Annotated in this window: 11 protein-coding genes and 1 pseudogene; 3 read left to right on the top strand and 9 right to left on the bottom strand. The window is 73.3% G+C overall.

The window, feature by feature from the left end:
* Nucleotides 1-11 precede the first annotated feature (11 nt).
* Nucleotides 12-1,577 (bottom strand): bifunctional phosphoribosylaminoimidazolecarboxamide formyltransferase/IMP cyclohydrolase, encoded by a 1,566-nt coding sequence (gene purH / locus DN051_RS16320; RefSeq protein WP_112438974.1) that lies wholly within the window; start codon nt 1,575-1,577, stop codon nt 12-14.
* Entirely contained in the window at nt 1,574-2,203 is a 630-nt protein-coding gene (gene purN / locus DN051_RS16325) for a phosphoribosylglycinamide formyltransferase (protein ID WP_112438975.1), read from the bottom strand. The genes purH and purN overlap by 4 nt, the downstream gene beginning before the upstream one ends.
* Before the next feature lie 335 nt (nt 2,204-2,538).
* Here purN and DN051_RS16330 point away from each other — a divergent pair, with 335 nt between their 5' ends.
* On the top strand, nt 2,539-3,348 hold the full coding sequence (locus DN051_RS16330) for a hypothetical protein (RefSeq protein WP_053760047.1): 810 nt from the start codon (nt 2,539-2,541) through the stop codon (nt 3,346-3,348).
* 1,161 nt (nt 3,349-4,509) lie between these two features.
* Here the strand turns inward: DN051_RS16330 and DN051_RS47795 are convergent.
* Nucleotides 4,510-5,937 (bottom strand): annotated as a pseudogene (locus tag DN051_RS47795) (cell division protein PerM); the annotation flags it as partial.
* 96 nt (nt 5,938-6,033) lie between these two features.
* Between DN051_RS47795 and DN051_RS16340 the strand changes: the two are divergent.
* Nucleotides 6,034-7,329, top strand: coding sequence for a transcriptional regulator (locus tag DN051_RS16340; RefSeq protein WP_199314941.1), 1,296 nt, complete (start codon nt 6,034-6,036; stop codon nt 7,327-7,329).
* Nucleotides 7,330-7,597: 268 nt separating this feature from the next.
* On the opposite strand, the gene sucD is transcribed toward DN051_RS16340, so the two are convergent.
* From sucD to DN051_RS16370, 6 genes are all read right to left on the bottom strand, one after another.
* Complete coding sequence (sucD, locus tag DN051_RS16345; protein ID WP_053760044.1) at nt 7,598-8,482, bottom strand: succinate--CoA ligase subunit alpha; 885 nt, start codon at nt 8,480-8,482, stop codon at nt 7,598-7,600.
* Nucleotides 8,483-8,510: 28 nt separating this feature from the next.
* Nucleotides 8,511-9,692: an ADP-forming succinate--CoA ligase subunit beta gene (gene sucC, locus DN051_RS16350; RefSeq protein WP_053760043.1), complete on the bottom strand. Its 1,182-nt coding sequence runs from the start codon at nt 9,690-9,692 to the stop codon at nt 8,511-8,513.
* A gap of 1,091 nt (nt 9,693-10,783) precedes the next feature.
* Nucleotides 10,784-11,497: a hypothetical protein gene (locus DN051_RS45080; RefSeq protein WP_162624945.1), complete on the bottom strand. Its 714-nt coding sequence runs from the start codon at nt 11,495-11,497 to the stop codon at nt 10,784-10,786.
* Between the two features lie 676 nt (nt 11,498-12,173).
* The gene (locus DN051_RS16360) at nt 12,174-13,355 is read right to left on the bottom strand and encodes a vWA domain-containing protein (RefSeq protein WP_112438978.1); all 1,182 of its coding nucleotides are present in this window, start codon (nt 13,353-13,355) and stop codon (nt 12,174-12,176) included.
* Between the two features lie 76 nt (nt 13,356-13,431).
* On the bottom strand, nt 13,432-15,927 hold the full coding sequence (locus DN051_RS16365; RefSeq protein ID WP_112438979.1) for a DUF5682 family protein: 2,496 nt from the start codon (nt 15,925-15,927) through the stop codon (nt 13,432-13,434).
* Nucleotides 15,928-16,047: 120 nt separating this feature from the next.
* A complete protein-coding gene (locus DN051_RS16370) occupies nt 16,048-17,247 on the bottom strand; it encodes an ATP-binding protein (protein ID WP_112438980.1) in 1,200 nt (399 codons plus the stop codon).
* Nucleotides 17,248-17,380: 133 nt separating this feature from the next.
* Here DN051_RS16370 and DN051_RS16375 point away from each other — a divergent pair, with 133 nt between their 5' ends.
* Entirely contained in the window at nt 17,381-18,736 is a 1,356-nt protein-coding gene (locus DN051_RS16375) for an SWIM zinc finger family protein (RefSeq protein WP_112438981.1), read from the top strand.
* Nucleotides 18,737-18,739 lie beyond the last annotated feature (3 nt).

Here is an 18,739-nt window from a genome sequence, read left to right on the forward strand (position 1 = left end):
CCGCGCCGGTGTCAGTGGAAGAAGTGGCGCGTACCGGTGAAGTACATCGTGACGCCGGCCTTCCGCGCCGCCTCGACGACCTGCTCGTCACGGACCGAACCGCCCGGCTGGACCACGGCCCGCACACCGGCCTCGGTGAGGATCTCCAGCCCGTCGGGGAACGGGAAGAACGCGTCCGAGGCGGCGAACGAGCCCTCGGCGCGCTCGGCACCAGCCCGCTCGACCGCCAGCTTCGCGGAGTCGACCCGGTTGACCTGGCCCATGCCCACGCCGACCGAGGCGCCGTCCTTGGCCAGCAGGATCGCGTTGGACTTCACGGCCCGGCACGCCCGCCAGGCGAAGGCCAGCTCGCGCAGTTCCCCGTCGCTCAGTGCCTCACCGGTCGCCAGGGTCCAGTGGGCGGGGTCGTCCCCGTCGGCCTGGAGGCGGTCGGCGGCCTGGAGCAGGGCACCGCCGTCGATCGGCTTGACCTCGACCGGGTCGGCCGGGCCGTTGGGCGCCCTGAGCACGCGGATGTTCTTCTTCTTGGCGAGCGCCTCCAGCGCGCCGTCCTCGTAGTCCGGCGCGACGATGACCTCGGTGAAGATCTCGGCGACCTGCTCGGCCATCTCCTTGCTGACCGGGCGGTTCACCGCGATCACACCGCCGAACGCGGACAGCGGGTCGCAGGCGTGCGCCTTGCGGTGCGCATCGGCGACGTCCGCGCCGATCGCGATGCCGCAGGGGTTGGCGTGCTTGATGATCGCGACGCACGGCTCGTCGTGGTCGTACGCGGCACGGCGGGCGGCGTCCGTGTCCGTGAAGTTGTTGTACGACATCTCCTTGCCGTGCAGCTGCTCGGCCTCGGCCAGGCCGGACCCGGTGCCGTCGACGTACAGGGCGGCCGGCTGGTGCGGGTTCTCGCCGTAGCGCAGGGTGTTCTTGCGCTCCCAGGTGGCGCCGAGGAAGTCGGGGAAGCCGCTGTCGTCGACGGGGGCGTAGTCGCCGGCGAACCAGCTCGCGACGGCCACGTCGTACGCCGCCGTGTGCTGGAACGCCTCCGCCGCGAGCCGCTTGCGGGTGGTGAGGTCGAAGCCGCCGTTGCGGACCGCGGCGAGCACGTCGCCGTACCGTGCGGGGCTGGTCACGACCGCGACGGACGGGTGGTTCTTGGCGGCGGCGCGGACCATGGACGGGCCGCCGATGTCGATCTGCTCGACGCACTCGTCGGGCGAGGCGCCGGAGGCGACGGTCTCACGGAACGGGTAGAGGTTGACGACCACGAGGTCGAACGGCTCGACACCGAGCTCGGCCAGCTGCCGCTGGTGGTCCTCCAGCCGCAGGTCGGCGAGGATGCCCGCGTGCACCTTGGGGTGCAGGGTCTTGACCCGGCCGTCCAGGCACTCGGGGAAGCCCGTCAGCTCCTCGACCTTGGTGACGGGGACGCCGGCGGCGGCGATACGGGCGGCGGTGGACCCGGTGGAGACGAGTTCCACGCCCGCCTCGTCCAGGCCACGGGCCAGCTCCTCCAGCCCGGTCTTGTCGTAGACGCTGACGAGCGCCCGTCGAATGGCCCGCTTGTTGCTCTCGGCGGTCACTGGATAACTACCTTTCGTCCCTCAATGCGATAGCCGTTGCGGGCGAGCAGCCCCACGACCTCGACGAGCAGCCTTCGCTCGACTTCCTTGATGCGCTCGTGCAGCGCACTCTCGTCGTCCTCGTCCCGGACCTCGACCACGCCCTGGGCGATGATCGGGCCGGTGTCGACGCCGTCGTCGACGAAGTGGACGGTGCAGCCGGTGACCTTGGCGCCGTACGCGAGCGCGTCGCGGACACCGTGGGCGCCGGGAAAACTGGGCAGCAGGGCGGGATGCGTGTTCACGAAGCGCCCGCCGAACCGGGCGAGGAACTCCTTGCCCACGATCTTCATGAACCCCGCGGAGACGACCAGATCGGGCTCGTACGCGGCGACGGCCTCGGCGAGGGCGTGGTCCCACTCCTCGCGGGTGGCGTGATCCTTCACCCGGCACACGAACGTGGGCAGCCCGGCGCGCTCGGCCCGCGCCAGCCCCTCGACACCGGCGCGGTCGGCTCCGACGGCCACGATCTCGGCTCCGTAGGTCTCGGCACCGGCGGCGGCGATGGCGTCGAGCAGCGCCTGGAGATTGGTGCCGGATCCGGAGACCAGCACGACAAGGCGCTTGGCCACGGGCTTGGCGGCCACGGTGGGGCCCTTTCTCGGGGAAGCGTTTGTACGGTCGTACGAATGCTTCGCGCCCCGGGATACGGGGAAGTCTACGAAGCGGCCGACCGTCAGCAACGATACCGGCACACCGGGCGGCCCCCACGGGACGGGGGCGTGGCCGGAAGGTAGCGTCTGGGACGAGCGGGCTCGGGAACGCGGACGTGCGGTGGCGCGTTCACGAGAGGACGGCTCGCACCGGAGCGGTCGTGTTCGGCACGTCGGATCCGCACGCCCCGTCAGCACGCCGTGACCGCCAGCAGTGCCCACCAGCCGTATTCACCAGTCGTATTCACCAAGGGGAAGACGCTCACTTGATGTCGGACCGCAGCCTGCGACTCCTCATGCTCCCTCCGCAGTCGGCACCGGGAGGGGAGCGCACCGGCGTGCTGCTGCGGGAGCGCCCCCCGACGCCACCCGACGCGCCGTCGAACGGCGACGGCGACCGGCGGGGCGGGTCCACGCCGGACGACAATCCGTTCGCGCCGCCGCCCGAGGGCGCCCCGGACCGGCCCTGGCAGCCGCGCCGCCCGGCCGGCGACGGCGGGGACTCCTCCGACTCGCAGGGCTCCTCCGGCTCTCGGGGCGGGGGCGGCCGTCCGCTGTGGGGCAGCCAGTGGAGCGACCGGCAGCCCGGCCGCTCCTCCGGCGGCGGTTTCGGCGACCGGCCCGGCGGCGGCCCCGAGGGCCAGGGCGGCGGTCCGGGCCGCGGCGGAGTGCGCTGGGATCCGACGGACCCCGCGCAGCGCCGGGCGCGCTACGCCCTGCTGTCCGGTATGTGGGCGTTCTTCTTCGCCCTCTTCAGCTGGCCGTACGTGGCCCTGCTGCTGGGCGCGCTGTCCCTGTACTGGGGCATCAGCGCCCTGCGCACCAAGTCCCGCACCCCCGACCCCGACACCCCTGCCGCCGCGAACTCGGCCACGGGGCGCCCCCAGACGACCGCCGCGGTCAGCGGTCTGGTGACCGCGTCCCTGGCGATCATGCTCGTGGCGGCTACCTTCACCGCGCAGTTCGTGTACCGCGACTACTACACGTGCACCAACGACGCCCTCACGAACGAGGCCCGGCAAGCCTGCAGCCAACTGCTGCCGGACGGGCTGCGGAGCGTGCTGGGGGCCAACGCCTAGGACCGCGGTTCCCGGGAGCCGGTCTCACGAGTCGTCCGGCTCGCTCCCGGCCTGCCCCGACGCCTTCTTCAGCGCCGCCCAGCGGGCCTCGCGGGCGTCGTCCTGCCAGGGCGTCGAGGGTTCGACGGGCAGCAGGTCGTAGTCGTCGCCGCTGGGGTCGTACGCGCCGTCCGAGGTCCGGTGGGGCGCGTTGCCCGGGGAGTCCGACCGGCGGTCGGGACCGTTCTCGTCACCCTTGCGGGGTCGCCAGAGGCGACGCAGGCGCGGGGCGGGGTCAGGCGTGCGGGGCGCGGCGGGCGCGGCCGATGCGGCGGCGTGGGGGGCGGCTCCGGCTCCGGCTCCGGCTCCGGCTCCGGCTCCGGCTCCGGCTCCGGCTGCCGAGGGTGACGGATTCGCCTTCGGCTTGCGGGGTGACGGAGAGTCCGGGGCGGGCGCGGGGGGATGCGGCGCCTCCGTCCGCGGGCTTCCCACTACGTGGCCGGAATCCGGTGCTTTCAAGCTGACGTTCGCCTTGTCGGGGCGGGGGTCCCTGTCGATGAGGGGGTCCTCGTCGGGGCGGGGGGCACGGTCGTGGCCGGGATCGGGGCCGGTGCCATCGGGATCGGGACCCGGGTCAGAGGCGCGCTCCACCGTCGCTCGCTTCGGCGTCGCTGCCGGACCGTCGGCCTCCGCGTCCGTGCGGTCCGCTCCGCCGCCTCCTCCCAGTCCGTCCACTCCGTCCACTCCGTCCGCCGCGTCCTCTTCGGGCCGCGAGCGGGCGGCGGGTGAGTCTGCGGCGTCGGTACGGGCCGTCGGGTCCGATGACCGGGCATCACCATCGGAACCGCCCAACTCCGTGCCGCCGCCGTATGCGCCGCCGTCCACCGCGGCCTCGGCCTCCCCGGGCGACCCGGTCTGGGACTTTCCGGTCGGCGCCGACCCGGCCGAACCGGTCTCCTCGTTCTCCGCCTCGGAGTCCGTCGCGGGGCTTGCGTCCTCCTGCGCCTCGGCCGACTCCAGCGCTTGGGCCGAGGGCTGCTCGCCATCCGCCGTCTCGGCTCCGGCGTCCTCCGCCGTACCGGGCGCGGCCACCACGGCCCGCGAGGCCGCGGCCGTTCCCGCATCCGACGCCGGCGCTTCCCGCTGCCGGCCGACGGCCGCCGTCGCCCGCCGTTCCCGGCGCCGGCACAGCAACGCCCGCGCGGCCAGCGCCGTCGGGACCGCCACGACCGCCATCCACACCAGCGCCGCCGCTCCCACCTGCCACCACACCGGTCCGAACCGGGTGAGCACCGTCACCCCGAGGGGACCGCCCGCCAGTCCGGCGAGCACCGCGAGTCCCGCGGCGCACCACACGGCCGCGAGCCCGGCCGCGCCCGCTGTCCGCCCCGACGACCACGGCTCCCGGCGCCGCCCCGTCCCGGCCCGCGCCGCCCGTCCGGCGTCGCCGCCCGGCCGCCCGGTCCACGGAACGGATCCCCGCGTGCTTCCGGTCCCGCCGTTCACCCCGCCGGCCCCCCAGGGCACATCGTCGTCGGACTCGGCTCCCTTGGCAGCGGCCCTGGCGGTGAACCACCCGATCGTCATCCCGGCCGCCACGGGCACCGCGGCGGCCGCCCAGCTCAGCGCCGTTCCCGGCCCCGTCCCCGGCACCGCCGCGAGCAGCGGGAACGGCGGCAGTTCCGGAACCGGGTCGCCGGACAGCGGTCCCGCCGTATGCCCGACGCCGAGCGCGAAACCGGGGCCGAGGGCGTACGCCGCGGCCCACACCGCAGCGTTCGGTACGAGCGCCAGGCACAGCAGCAGCACCGCGAACCGCCCCGACCACCCCTCCGTCAGCTGCGCGAAGGCGTCGCGGGCCGCCCCGCCGTGCCACACCAGCGACACCGCGACCAGCAACGCCCCACCGCCGACGAGCACGGCGGCCCCGGCCGCGCCCGCCCGTGCCGGATAGGCGATCCGTTCCTGGACCCTGGTGCCGCGCACCAGCGGGCGCAGCCGGCGCGGCAGCAGGATCAGCACGCCGTTCACCGGACCACGCGGTCGCCCGTACGCCGCCCACACCCCGGTGGCCGCCGCCACCATGGTGATCACCGGCGGGCACAGCGCCGTCCACAGCCAGTCGGGGCGCAGCGCGCCGCCCCCGGCCGCGTAGCCCGCCACCGCTCCCCCGACAGCGAGGTATCCCAGCACCACACCCGCCCACGCCGTGCTCCCGCCGACCAGCGGGCCGCCCTCCACCTCGCCGTCCACCGCGTCCCGCGCCGCCCGGTGCAGCAGCCATACGGGCAGCGCGAACAGCAGCAACGGAGTGATGCCGACCGGTGCGGGAACACCGGAGAGCGTGTCGGGCCGGACGAGTTCCGCGCCGTGCGCCAGCAGCCACAGGCCCGCTGCGATGTGCAGCGCTCCCCCGGGACCGCTGTCCGGATACGGCGAACTGATCCAGAGCACCATCACCAGCACGGCGAACGAGCCGAACCCCAGCCCGGCCGCGACCGCGCCCCCCAGCAGGCTGGCTCCCAGACCGGGCGAACGGCCACGCATCCGGGTGAGCAGCGGCGACAGGGGCGATGAGTGGTGGTCCGTCATCTGGGTCACGACCGTCATGCTCCCAACGACACGCGCTTTATCCGCGTAACAGGCGAAGCTCGGATGTGTCGCCCAATATGTGTTTATGTTCTTTTTCACGCGAAGGGGCGCCCTGTGAAGCAGAGCCCTGGAAACCCGCTTCCCCCGCCCGAGGAGCGCCGACGTCTGCGTGAGTCCCGCTCGCTGACAGAGGCTCAGCTGGCGGAGCGCCTCGGGGTCACCCCGCGGAAGGTGCGGGCGTGGGAGACCGGCCGCGCCGACCCGCGCGGCCGGAGACATGAGGCGTACGCGCAGTTGCTGCGCGAGCTGAGGACGGCCGCCGAAGCCGCCGCGCGGAGAGCCGATGTGACGGCAGGTCACGGCAGTCCCTCCGCCGGCAGATCCTCCGCCGGCAGATCCTCCGTCGGCAGATCCGCCGCCGGCAGATCCTCAGCCGGCAGCTCGTTCGCCGGCACCGCCGGTACCGCCGACGCCGCCACTGCCGATCCCGACGACACGGCCGAACTGCCCCCCACCCCCGCCGCCCTCACGTCCGGCCCCGCGCCGGAGGGGGTGGGGGAGGCGGGGATGGAGTTCGGACCCGACGTGCCCGACCTCGTTCCGTCCGAGACCGTCCTGACTCCCACTCAGGCCTTCGACGCCCTCTACGCGTTCTGCGCCCCCGGCCTCGTACGCCAGACCTACGTCCTCACCGGCCGGCGCGAACTGGCCCGCGAGTCGGTCGAGCGGGCGTTCCAACTGGCGTGGCAGCGGTGGCCCGAAGTGGCCGTCGACCGCGATCCGACCGGCTGGGTGCGGGCCGCGGCCTACGAGTACGCCCTCTCCCCCTGGCACCGGTTCCGCCCGCGCTACCGCCACCCCGAGGCGCCGCCCTCCGACGCCTACGACCGCACCCTGCTGAACGTGCTCCTGGAACTGTCCCCACCGCACCGCCGCACCCTGCTGCTCTACGACGGCGTGGGTCTCGACCTGCCCGAGACCGCGGCGGAGACGGAGGCGAGCACCCCGGCGACGGCGAACCGGCTGCTGAACGCGCGCCAGGCGGTCGCCGAGCGCCTGCCGGAGCTGTCCGACCCGGGCGAAATGCACCGCCGCCTGTCCCGGCTGGCCACCGCGGAACGGCTGCGGGCGCCCAAACCGCTCGCGGTGCGCAGCGACAGCGAACGCCGCGCCCGGCTGTGGACCCGGGCGGCCATCGCCTTCACGGTCACCCTCATCGGGGTGACGGCCCTGACCCTGCGCACCGCCCCGACGCAGTACGAGCCGCCGGTGGCACCGGGCGAGACGGTCCGCGGAGTACCGCCGCGGGCGGCACCGGGACCGCTGTCGGAGGACCAGCTGAAGCTGCGGAAGGCACTGCGAGAGGAGACGGCCAGCGGTCCGGAGAGACTCGTACCGCAGCCGAGATGAGGCCGGGGCGCTCCGAGCCGGGGGCGCACCGGAGCGGGGGCGTGCCGGAGCGACGGGCTGCCGGGGTGCCGGAGCGGCGGGGTGCCGAGCCGCCGGGGTGCCGAGCCGCCAGGGTGCCGGATCGGCGGGGTGCCGAGCCGCCAGGGTGCCGGATCGGCGGGGTGCCCCGGCGGGCGTGTGCGGCGGTGGGCCCGCCCCGCCGGTGTGAACGACGGTGGGCCCGCCCCCACCCGGGGAGCGGGCCCACCAGCGATCGGATCGGCCGAACTCAGCCGGCCAGGATCTCGCGCGCGAGCTTCGCGGTCTCGGTCGGCGTCTTGCCGACCTTCACGCCGGCGGCCTCGAGGGCCTCCTTCTTCGCCTGCGCCGTGCCGGAGGAGCCGGAGACGATCGCGCCCGCGTGGCCCATCGTCTTGCCCTCGGGGGCGGTGAAGCCCGCGACGTAGCCGACGACCGGCTTGGTCACGTTCTCCTTGATGAACGCCGCGGCCCGCTCCTCGGCGTCGCCACCGATCTCACCGATCATCACGATCAGGTCGGTGTCGGGGTCGGCCTGGAACGCGGCGAGCGCGTCGATGTGCGTCGTACCGATGATCGGGTCGCCACCGATGCCGACGGAGGTGGAGAAGCCGATGTCACGCAGCTCGTACATCATCTGGTACGTCAGCGTGCCGGACTTCGAGACCAGGCCGATACGGCCCGGCTTCGTGATGTCGCCCGGGATGATGCCGACGTTGGACTGGCCCGGGGTGATGATGCCGGGGCAGTTCGGGCCGATGATGCGGGTCTTGTTGCCCTTCTTGCCGGCGTACGCCCAGAAGGCGGCCGTGTCGTGCACGGCGATGCCCTCGGTGATCACGACGGCGAGCGGGATCTCGGCGTCGATCGCCTCGACGACGGCGTCCTTGGTGAACTTCTCCGGTACGAAGATGACGGAGACGTTGGCGCCGGTCTTCTCGATGGCCTCCTTGACGGTGCCGAAGACAGGTACCTCGGTGCCGTCGAAGTCCACGGTCTGACCCGCCTTGCGCGGGTTCACGCCGCCCACGACGTTCGTGCCGTCACCGAGCATGAGCTTGGTGTGCTTCATGCCGGTGGCACCGGTCATGCCCTGGACGATGACCTTGCTGTCCTTGTTGAGCCAGATAGCCATGGTGTGTTGATGTCCTCGTCCTCGGTGCTTACTTGGCGGCTGCGGCCAGCTCGGCGGCCTTGTCGGCCGCGCCGTCCATGGTGTCGACGCGCTGGACCAACGGGTGGTTGGCCTCGGTGAGGATCTGCCGGCCGAGCTCGGCGTTGTTGCCGTCGAGACGGACGACGAGCGGCTTGGTGACTTCCTCGCCGCGGTCCTCCAGGAGCTTCAGGGCCTGGACGATGCCGTTGGCGACCTCGTCGCAGGCGGTGATGCCGCCGAAGACGTTGACGAAGACGGACCGGACGTCCGGGTCGCCGAGGATGATCTCCAGACCGTTGGCCATGACCTGGGCGGAGGCGCCACCGCCGATGTCCAGGAAGTTGGCCGGCTTGACGTTGCCGTGCTTCTCACCGGCGTACGCGACGACGTCCAGGGTGCTCATCACGAGACCCGCGCCGTTGCCGATGATGCCGACCTCGCCGTCGAGCTTGACGTAGTTGAGGTTCTTCTCCTTGGCGGCGGCCTCGAGCGGGTTGGCCGCGGCCTTGTCGTGGAGCTCCTCGTACTCGGGGTGACGGAACTCGGCGTTGTCGTCCAGCGACACCTTGCCGTCGAGGGCCAGGACCTCACCGGAGGCGACCTTGGCCAGCGGGTTCACCTCGACCAGGAGGGCGTCCGACTTGAGGAAGGTGTCCCACAGCTTGACGAGGACGTTCACCACCTTGTCCGCGACCTCGGCCGGGAACTTGGCGGCCTCGACGATCTCGCGGGCCTTGGCCTCGTCCACACCGTCGATCGGGTCGATGGCGGTCTTGGCGACGGCCTCCGGGCGAGTGGCGGCCACCTCCTCGATGTCCATGCCGCCCTCGACGGACGCGATGGAGAGGAAGGTGCGGTTGGCGCGGTCGAGGAGGAAGGAGACGTAGTACTCCTCGACGATCTCCGGAGCCGTCTCGGCGATCATGACCTTGTGGACCGTGTGGCCCTTGATGTCCATGCCGAGAATGTCCGTCGCGCGCGCCACGGCCTCGTCCGGGGTGGCGGCGAGCTTCACGCCACCGGCCTTGCCACGGCCACCGACCTTCACCTGCGCCTTGACGACGGACTTGCCGCCCAGACGCTCGGTGATCTCGCGCGCCGCCTCAGGCGTGTCGATGACTTCACCGGCCAGCACCGGTACATCGTGCTTGGCGAAGAGGTCCCTCGCCTGGTACTCGAACAGGTCCACGCGCTTCCGTCCCTATCAGTGATCTCGCGGTTCGTTGGATGCGTGGGCGTGCCGCGAAGGGCAACGTGACGACCGCATGTGTCACAAGGGATGCGCACACGGTGTCCGAGCGCGCGGCATGTCCGTCTCGCAGGTTATCCCCGCTTCCGGGGGGTCTCTAAATCGCGGGTCACACCTGAGCGGTGATACCTGTCACATGATGCCGCGTTCCCTGGCACGGCGTGCCCTCCGAACGGCGCGGGGCAGGGCCTCACCGGGCTGGGGTTGACCCGGTGAGGCCCCTTCGACACCCCCGGGAGCCCGCTGTACGCGCGGGCTCCGGCGGCTCGGTCCGGCGATCCCCACCCCAATGGGGACCGCCGGACCGTTACCGCAGGCTTCCGACCACCCGGAGGACCGATGGATTTCGGCCGCCCCGAGGGGTGGGGTCCTGCGGAGTTCTCAGCACCACGACCCCGGTGACCCGGTCGGCCGCGGCGACGAAAGCGGGGCTGCGGAGCAGCGACGCTGGGGGCTGCGGCGCTGCGGTGGGTGTGCGGTGGGTTGGGGGGTGCCCCCGGCGAGGGCTGTGTGCGGTGGGTTGGGGGGTGCGCCTCCGGCGGGGGCTGTGTGCGGTGGGTTGGGGGGTGCGCCTCGCGCGGGGGCTGTGTCTTCGGTGGGTGGGCGGTCGGCGGGGGCTGTCTCTCCGGTGGGTGTGCGGTGAGCGGGGGCTGCGCCTCCGGCAGGTGTGCGGCGGGCGGGACTGGCGTCCGTCGGCTGTGCCTCCGGCGGGAGCGCGGGTGCCGGGACCGCGGCGGGTGCCGTGGGCGGGGCGGGTCCCGTCGGCGGGCGGGTCCCGTCGGCGCGGCGCGTGCGGTGGGCGGCGGGGTGGCGGTGCGGCCGGTCGGGGCCGACGCGGTGGCCGCGGCGCGTGCCGTCGGCGGGGTGGTGGCCCTGCGGCCGGCCGGGGCGGGTGCCGTGGGCGGGGCAGCGGGTGCACCGCACCAGAGCGGGTGCCGCGCCAGAGCAGGTGCCGTGGCCGGAGCGGGTGCCCTCGCCGGGCCGTCCTGCTGTGCCCCCGCACGGAAGGCCGCGCCGGGAAAGTGCCTGCCCTACCCGGGGAAAACGGGAATGTCCCGGTGGCGGTCCTTCGTCCCGTCCACCTCGACGCCCTCGACGGCACCCGCGACGAGCGACAGCGGCGCCCGCGGGTTCACGGCGACGGCGTGCCCGTCGAAGTGCCGTGACGTGCCGTTGTCCGACGCCGAACGGTTGCCCAGCACTCCGTCACCATGACCGCCCGGCGCATGACGCACGGCCGCGTATTCGTCGCCGACGTGCGCCTGCCGCCCGTCGCCCTGAGACGTGACCCGCCCCGCCTCGCCGGTGGACTTGCCGAGACGCGGCCCGTGACCAGTACCCGCCCGCGCCGTACCGCCATGCCCCGCCAAACCGACGTCAGCGGACGGCGACGTCTGCACCACTGTTCCCGGCCCGGACTCCCCGCCGACAGGCAGCGGAAGGATCTGCCCCGGGAGCTCGGGCAGGACCGGGAGCGCGGGTGTGGGATCGGACGGCTCGGCGGCGCCGGGCAGGTTCGGCAGGACGGGCAGGGTGGGTGACTCCGACAGACCGGGGATCGGCAGCGGCAGCAGCGGCTCGGGCGTCTCCGCTCCGGCCCGCGCCAACCCCTCGGTCACGGTCTCCACCACGTCACCGACCGGCCGCACGACCCGCTCGTCTACGGACGCGCCGAGCGACCCGACGAGAGGCTGGACGCCCGCCGAAACAGCCCGCCCGGTCACCGGGCGCACAACCTGCTCCACGCGCCCACCGACACCGCTCCGGTTTTGCGGAGCACCGTCCCGGGGATGCCCTGCCGACTCCGGCGAGGATCCCGTGGCACGGTCAGCCGGCTCGGCGAAGTCACCCGGCGTCGAGAGGGCAACCGGCTCAGCAAGGTCAGTCAGTGTCGCAAGGCCAGCCGACTCGGCCAGGCCACCCGGCGTCGCGAGGTCACCCGGTGACGTGGGGTCGCTCGACCTCACACGGTCGGCGTCGTCCTCACGCCCGTCCGCATCCGTCGCTCCCGCGCCCCCCGTCGCACCGACCGTGGCCGTCACGATCGCCGAGACCGGTGAGGTCACCCGTCCCGCGCCGGCAATGCCCTCGGCTGCCCCCGCCTGCTCGCCGTACAGCACGCCGAGGGCGAACAAGCCGCCCACCAGCAGTGCCAGCTGGAGCGCGCCACGGCCGGCCGCCGCGCGCAGCACACGCACAGCGGCACCGGACAGAGCAGCCGACCAGATCAAGACGGGAAGGGTCCTCCGTGCGAGGGAACGAATCAGGTTGTGTCCGGCGCGGTACGGGCGAGTTGGGCCATTCGCGCCATGGACAAGGGTTCGATCCTCGCACGGGAGTCCCGAGGTTGCGCAAGCCCTCCGTTACCGATGGGTAGTCATATCCCCTTTCAGGGCGAACCCACCCGGTGCTCCCCGGTCGTCATGCGGTGTCCGGTATCGGAAGGGGACGCTTCTCGATGGCCGCCGCCATCACGTCCGGGAAGAGGTCGGGCGTACAGGCGAACGCCGGTGCGCCCAGTTCCGCGAGCGCCGCCGCGTGCTCGCGGTCGTACGCCGGCGCCCCCTCGTCCGACAGCGCGAGCAGGGTCACGAACTGCACCCCGGACGCCTTCATCGCCGCGACCCGCCTCAGCATCTCGTTGCGTATCCCTCCCTCGTAGAGGTCGCTGATCAGCACGACAACCGTCTCGGCGGGCCGGGTGATCTGCGACTGGCAGTACGCCAGGGCCCGGTTGATGTCGGTGCCGCCACCGAGTTGGGTACCGAAGAGGACGTCGACCGGGTCGTCGAGCTGGTCGGTGAGGTCGACGACCGCCGTGTCGAAGACGACGAGCCGGGTGCTGATCGACCGCATGGACGCCAGCACCGCTCCGAACACGGAGGCGTACACGACCGAAGCCGCCATCGAGCCGGACTGGTCGATGCAGAGGACGACCTCCTTCTTCACCGACTGCGACGCCCGCCCGTAGCCGATGAGCCGCTCGGGCACGACGGTGCGGTACTCGGGGAGGTAGTGCTTGAGGTTGGCCGCGATCGTACGGTTCCAGTCGATGTCTTGGTGGCGCGGCCGGTTCACGCGGGCGCTGCGGTCGAGGGCTCCGGTCAGGGTGGCCCGGGTGCGGGTCGCCAGCCGCTTCTCCAGGTCCTCGACGACCTTGCGCACGACTGCTCGGGCCGTCTCCTTCGTCGTCTCCGGCATCGCCTTGTTCAGGGACAGCAGCGTGCCGACGAGGTGGACGTCCGCTTCCACCGCCTCCAGCATCTCCGGCTCCAGCAGCAGGGCGGACAGCCCGAGCCGGTCGATGGCGTCGCGCTGCATGACCTGCACGACGGACGACGGGAAGTAGGTGCGGATGTCCCCCAGCCAACGGGCCACGGCCGGCGCCGACGCCCCGAGCCCCGCCGAACGGTCTTTCCCCGTCCTCGGTTTGTCCCCCTTTCCGTAGAGCGCGGCGAGCGTCCCGTCCATCGCGGCGTCCCGCCCGCCGAGCGCGCACCCCGTGCCGTCCGCCGCCTCACCGCCGAGCACCAGCCGCCAGCGGCGCAGCCGCTCCCGGGCGGCGTCGTCCGGCTCGGCCCCGGCTGTGGTCTGCGTCGTCATGCGTCCTCCTCCCCCGTGCACTCTCCCCGGTGGGCCGGCACGTCCGTCCCGCTCCCGCTGTCTCCGACTCGCCCGCTCATCCCGCCACCCCCACCAGCCCGGCGCCCTCGCCCGCTCCCGGCGCGTCCAGTCCCAACAGCAGCCGCACCACCGGCTCCACACCCGCCGCGCGCTCCGCGTCGAGGTCCGGACCGAACCCGGGTGCGCCGGCTCCCGGGGCCGTCGTGCTCCCCCGCTGTCCCGGACCGCGCCGCACCAGCTCGCCGAGCGTTCTGCGCACGCCCGGTTCGTAGGCCGAGAAGGTGCGCCGCAGTAGCGGCAGCACATCCGTGAACGCCTCGGTGGACACGCCGGTCAGCCAGCCGTCGACCAGCGCGAGCAGCCGCTCGTCGTGGATCAGCAGCATCCCGCCGCCTCCGCCGACGAAACCCTCGATCCACGCGGCGGAGTCCGCGGGTGGTGTACCGGCGGAAAGGGCGAGCCCCATCAGCCGGGCCGCCTCGTCCTGGGCCAGTTCCCCGTCGTCCAGCAGCAGCCGCACCGCACGCCCCTGGATGACTCCGGGAACCGTGTCCCGCGCCGACAGGATTCCGAGCACCCGGTGCCAGCGGTCGCGAAGGCCGCCGCCGTGTGCCGAGGCACGTCCGGGGCGGACGGTCTCGTCGAGCATCCCCACCGCGCCGTGCACCGCGTCCACATGGTCACGTATCTCCTGGGCCGCGTCCGTGTCGAGCGCCGCGCAGGCCGGGGGCAGACCGACGAAGATCCGCTCGGCGAGGCCGGCGGCGACGCCGGTCAGCGCCGAGGTGTCGGTGCCGCGCACATCGCCGTAGCGCAGTGACCGGACCAGGGCCGGCAGCGCCTGGGCGAGGTGGCCGACGTCCGTGTCGAGTGCCGCGCGGTCGGCGAGGATCCGCATCACCGCCGGGAGGGCGTCGGGCAGTTCGGCCAGCAGGCAGCGTTCGGCGAGCCCGGTGACCTCGGCCAGGCCCTGCGCCGAGGTGGCCTCGGTCTCCGCCCTGGCGGTCGCCGCGGCGAGCACGGTCGTCCCCCACACTCCGGCCTCCGCGACCCGGACGGACAACTCCGGCTCCCAGCGCAGCCGCCATGTCTCCCGGAAGGTTCCCGTGCTGCCGCGTGAGGCCACCGGCTCCCCCCAGGCGATGCCCAGCAGCCGCAGCCGGTGCAGCAGCCGACTGCGCCCGGCGTCCGTCTCCTTGCGCAGGTCGAGCTCCAGCTCCCGCTCCAACGCCTCCGGTTTGAGCCGGAGCCGCCGCTGGAGCCGGGTGAGGTCGCGCTGCAACGGCACCGCCGGTGCCGCCTCCGGCACCTCGCCCAGTACGTCCCCCACGACCAGCCGGTCGTGCACCAGGGCCAGCGGCACGTCCGAGCCCTCGCACATCACCGCCCGCACCGCGTCGGTGGTCTCGCCGAGACCGGCGAGCGGCCGTCCGCGCATCACGGCGAGCGTCTCGGCCAGCCGCACCGCCTCGATGACATGCGCCGAGGAGACGATCCGGTCCTCTTCGCGAAGCAGCCCCGCGACCTTGGTCATCCAGCGCGCCACCGGGCGGTCCGGGGCGGCGAACAGATGCCCGTACCACCCCGGCGAGTCGATGCCCGCGCCGTATCCGCTGGCCCGGGCCAGCCTGCGGTTGGTCCACGGCACCCAGGTCATGTCGACCTTGACCTTGGGCAGCCCCTTCACCAGGCTCCGGTCAGCGGTGACGGTGGTCCTCTGCCGCAGCGCCGGCACGTGCCACGCACCGCAGACCACGGCCACGCCGCTCTCGAACTCCCGCCGTGCGGCGCGGATCTGGAGCCGCATGTACGCCTCGCGCACCAGGTCGCGGTCGTGGCCGCCGCTCCCGTACACCTCGCGCAGGGCGGTCATGGCCTCCTCCAGCACGCCGAACGGTGCGAACGCGTCCTTCTCCCCCGGCCCTCGGTGCTCGACGACGTCCTCCCACCATCGCTCGGGGTCGTCGTACCCCGCGGTGCCGGCGAGCACGGCGAGCGGATCGACCCGGACGTCCACTTCATCGGCCGGGCTCCCGGCGCCACCCGCCGCTTCAGCCCTGTCCCCTTCCGCCTCGGTCCCCGCCTCCGCCTCCGCCTCCGCCTCCGCCTCCGCCTCCGTCTGCGTCTGCGTCTCCGCCTCGGGGGCGTCCCCGGCCGGGCCGTTGATCACCGGACCCGTCTCGGACTCTCCGTCCCACACCAGCGTGTGTGTGGCCGGCAGATCGATGAAGCGAGCGGGAACGTCGTGCTCCAGGGCCCAGCGGATCGCCACCCACTCGGGCGAGAACTCCGCCAGCGGCCAGAAGGCCGAACGGCCCGGTTCGTCCACCGCGTGCGCGAGAAGGGCGACCGGTGGCCGCATGTCCTCCTCGGCGGCCAGCCCGATCAGCGCGTCGGCCTCGGGCGGCCCCTCGATCAGCACCACTCTTGGCAGAGCCGCGTCCAGTGCCGCCCGCACGGCACGGGCCGATCCCGGGCCGTGGTGCCGGACGCCGAGGAGCAACGGCTCCGCGGCGAGTCGCCCGGCTCGGGACTCCTCAGCGCCCGTCACGCCGTCCCCCTCGCCTGCGCGGCCACCCCAGGTCGTCCTCGCCCACTGCCCTCACTCCCCCCGTCACCACGGCCTGTCCTCTCTCCGTCCGACTCCCGTGCGCGAGACCCCCCTCGTCCGTCACGAGCTCACCTCACGGCAGGCCCGGTAGAAGTCCTTCCAGCCGTCGCGCTCCCGGACGACCGCCTCCAAGTACTCCTGCCAGACGACCCGGTCGGCCGCGGGGTCTCGCACGACCGCGCCGAGGATGCCCGCGGCCACGTCGCCGGCTCGCAGCACGCCGTCACCGAAGTGCGCCGCCAGCGCGAGGCCGTTGGTGACGACGGAGATCGCCTCGGCCGTGGACAGGGTGCCGCTCGGCGACTTCACCTTCGTGCGCCCGTCGGCCGTGACTCCGTCGCGCAGCTCCCGGAAGACGGTCACGACGCGGCGGATCTCGTCGATGCCGTCGGGCACGGCCGGCAGATCCAGGGAGCGGCCGATCTGGTCGACCCGGCGCGAGACGATGTCGACCTCGGCATCGACGCTCTCCGGTAGCGGGAGCACCACGGTGTTGAAGCGGCGGCGCAGGGCACTGGAGAGGTCGTTGACCCCGCGGTCCCGGTCGTTGGCCGTGGCGATCAGGTTGAACCCGCGGACCGCCTGCACCTCCTGGCCCAACTCCGGTATCGGCAGCGTCTTCTCCGACAGGATCGTGATCAGCGTGTCCTGCACGTCGGCCGGGATGCGGGTCAGCTCCTCGACGCGCGCCGTCATCCCCTCGGCCATCGCCCGCATGACGGGGCTCGGCACCAGCGCGTCGCGGCTCGGGCCGTGGGCCAGCAGCTGCGCGTAGTTCCATCCGTACCGGATCGCCTCCTCCGGTGTGCCGGCCGTGCCCTGCACCAGGAGGGTGGAGTCGCCGCTGACCGCCGCGGCCAGGTGCTCGGAGACCCAGGTCTTCGCGGTGCCCGGCACGCCGAGCAGGAGCAGGGCGCGGTCGGTCGCGAGGGTGGTGACGGCGACCTCGACGATGCGGCGCGGGCCGACGTACTTCGGTGTGATGACCGTGCCGTCGGGCAGTGTGCCGCCGAGCAGATAGGTCGCCACGGCCCACGGCGACAGCTTCCAGCGGGCCGGCCGCGGCCGGTCGTCCTGTGCGGCCAGGGCGGCGAGTTCGTCCGCGAAGGCGTCCTCGGCGTGCGCGCGTAGCACTTCCGCCGCGGATGCGGATGCGTGCGCGTCCGCGCCCGCGGTGATGAGGGTGTCCGCACCCGGGTTCGCGGGCGCGGACCCGTTCTGGCTCGGGTCGACGGACGTCGGTTCTGCGGACACAGACATGGCTGAGTCCCCCTCCAGCTCGGCCGGTTCTGATCTGCCCACAACGGTGCACCACGCCACTGACAATGCGGTCTGACCTGCGGAAATGTCCACACGAGGTCGATTGTCAGTGGTGGGATCTACCTTCGATGTCATGACTCAGCAGGGGGCGCGCTGGACGGCGGACCAGGTGCTGGCACTGGCGCCTGACACCGCGTCACGCAAAGCGGGAAGCAAACTCGGCGCGGCGGGGCCGTGGTCCGAGGGGGGCAGTTCTGACGAGGGGACGGTGTGGGGGCTGTGCAAGGGCAGCGGCAGCAAGCCGTATCGGACGGTCGTCGACATCGCGGACGCGTCGGGTCCCGCCTACAAGTGCACCTGTCCGAGCCGCAAGTTCCCGTGCAAGCACGCACTCGGGCTGCTGCTGCTCTGGGCGAGCGGGGACGCCGCGGTGGCGTCAGGCACGGCGCCGGACTGGGCGGAGCAGTGGACAGAGGGGAGACGGAAGCGTTCCGCGGAAAAGCGTGCGGCGGGCGCGGACGGTTCCCCGGCCGGTTCGGCGGATCCGGAGGCCGCGCGGCGCAGGGCGGAGCGCCGGGCCGAGCGGATCACCGCGGGCGCGACGGAGCTGGAGCAGCGTCTGACCGACCTGTTGCGCAGCGGCCTGGCCACGGCCGAGCACGCGGGATACGGGCTGTGGGAGGAGACCGCGGCCCGCATGGTCGACGCCCAGGCACCCGGGCTGGCGGCTCGGGTGCGGGAGCTGGGTGCCATCCCGGCGTCCGGTCCCGGCTGGCCGGTGCGGCTGCTGGAGGAGTGCGCCCTGCTCCACCTCCTCGACCAGGGCTGGCTGCGCCGTGACGAGCTTCCCGAGGAGCTCGCGGCCACGGTCGGTTCCCGGGTCGGCCTGCCCACGTCGGCACAGGGCCCACCGGTGCGGGACCGCTGGCTGGTCCTCGCCCAGTACGACGTGGCGGACGCCCGCCTGACGACCCGCCGGATCTGGCTGTACGGCTCAGACTCCGGCCGCACGGCTCTCCTTCTTTCCTATGGCGCGGCCGGCCGCGCTCCCGAACTCGCCCTGCCGGTGGGCCTCGCCCTGGAGGCGGATCTGCTGCCCTACCCGGGTGCGGGCCAACGGCGCGCGGCCCTCGGCGAGCAGTTCGCGACGGCCGCCCCGACCGCGGTACGTCCACCGGGAGTGACGACGACCCGTGCCGCCGTCGCCTACGGCGAGGCTCTCCGCACCGACCCGTGGCTCACCTCGGTGCCGGTGACGCTGGACCGGGTCATACCGACGCCCGACGGCGACTCCTGGCAGCTGTCGGACGCCGACGAGGACGCTGCGCTCCCGCTGACGCCCGCCGCCCGCTCACGCCCCGGCCTCTGGCGACTCGTCGCGCTCTCGGGCGGAGCCCCCGTCAAGGTCTTCGGCGAGTGCGGCCATCAGGGCTTCACACCGCTGACTGCCTGGCCGGCCGGCGAGGGCATTCCGATCCACCTGTCCTGAACG

This window comes from Streptomyces cadmiisoli, assembly GCF_003261055.1.
Taxonomy (GTDB): domain Bacteria; phylum Actinomycetota; class Actinomycetes; order Streptomycetales; family Streptomycetaceae; genus Streptomyces; species Streptomyces cadmiisoli.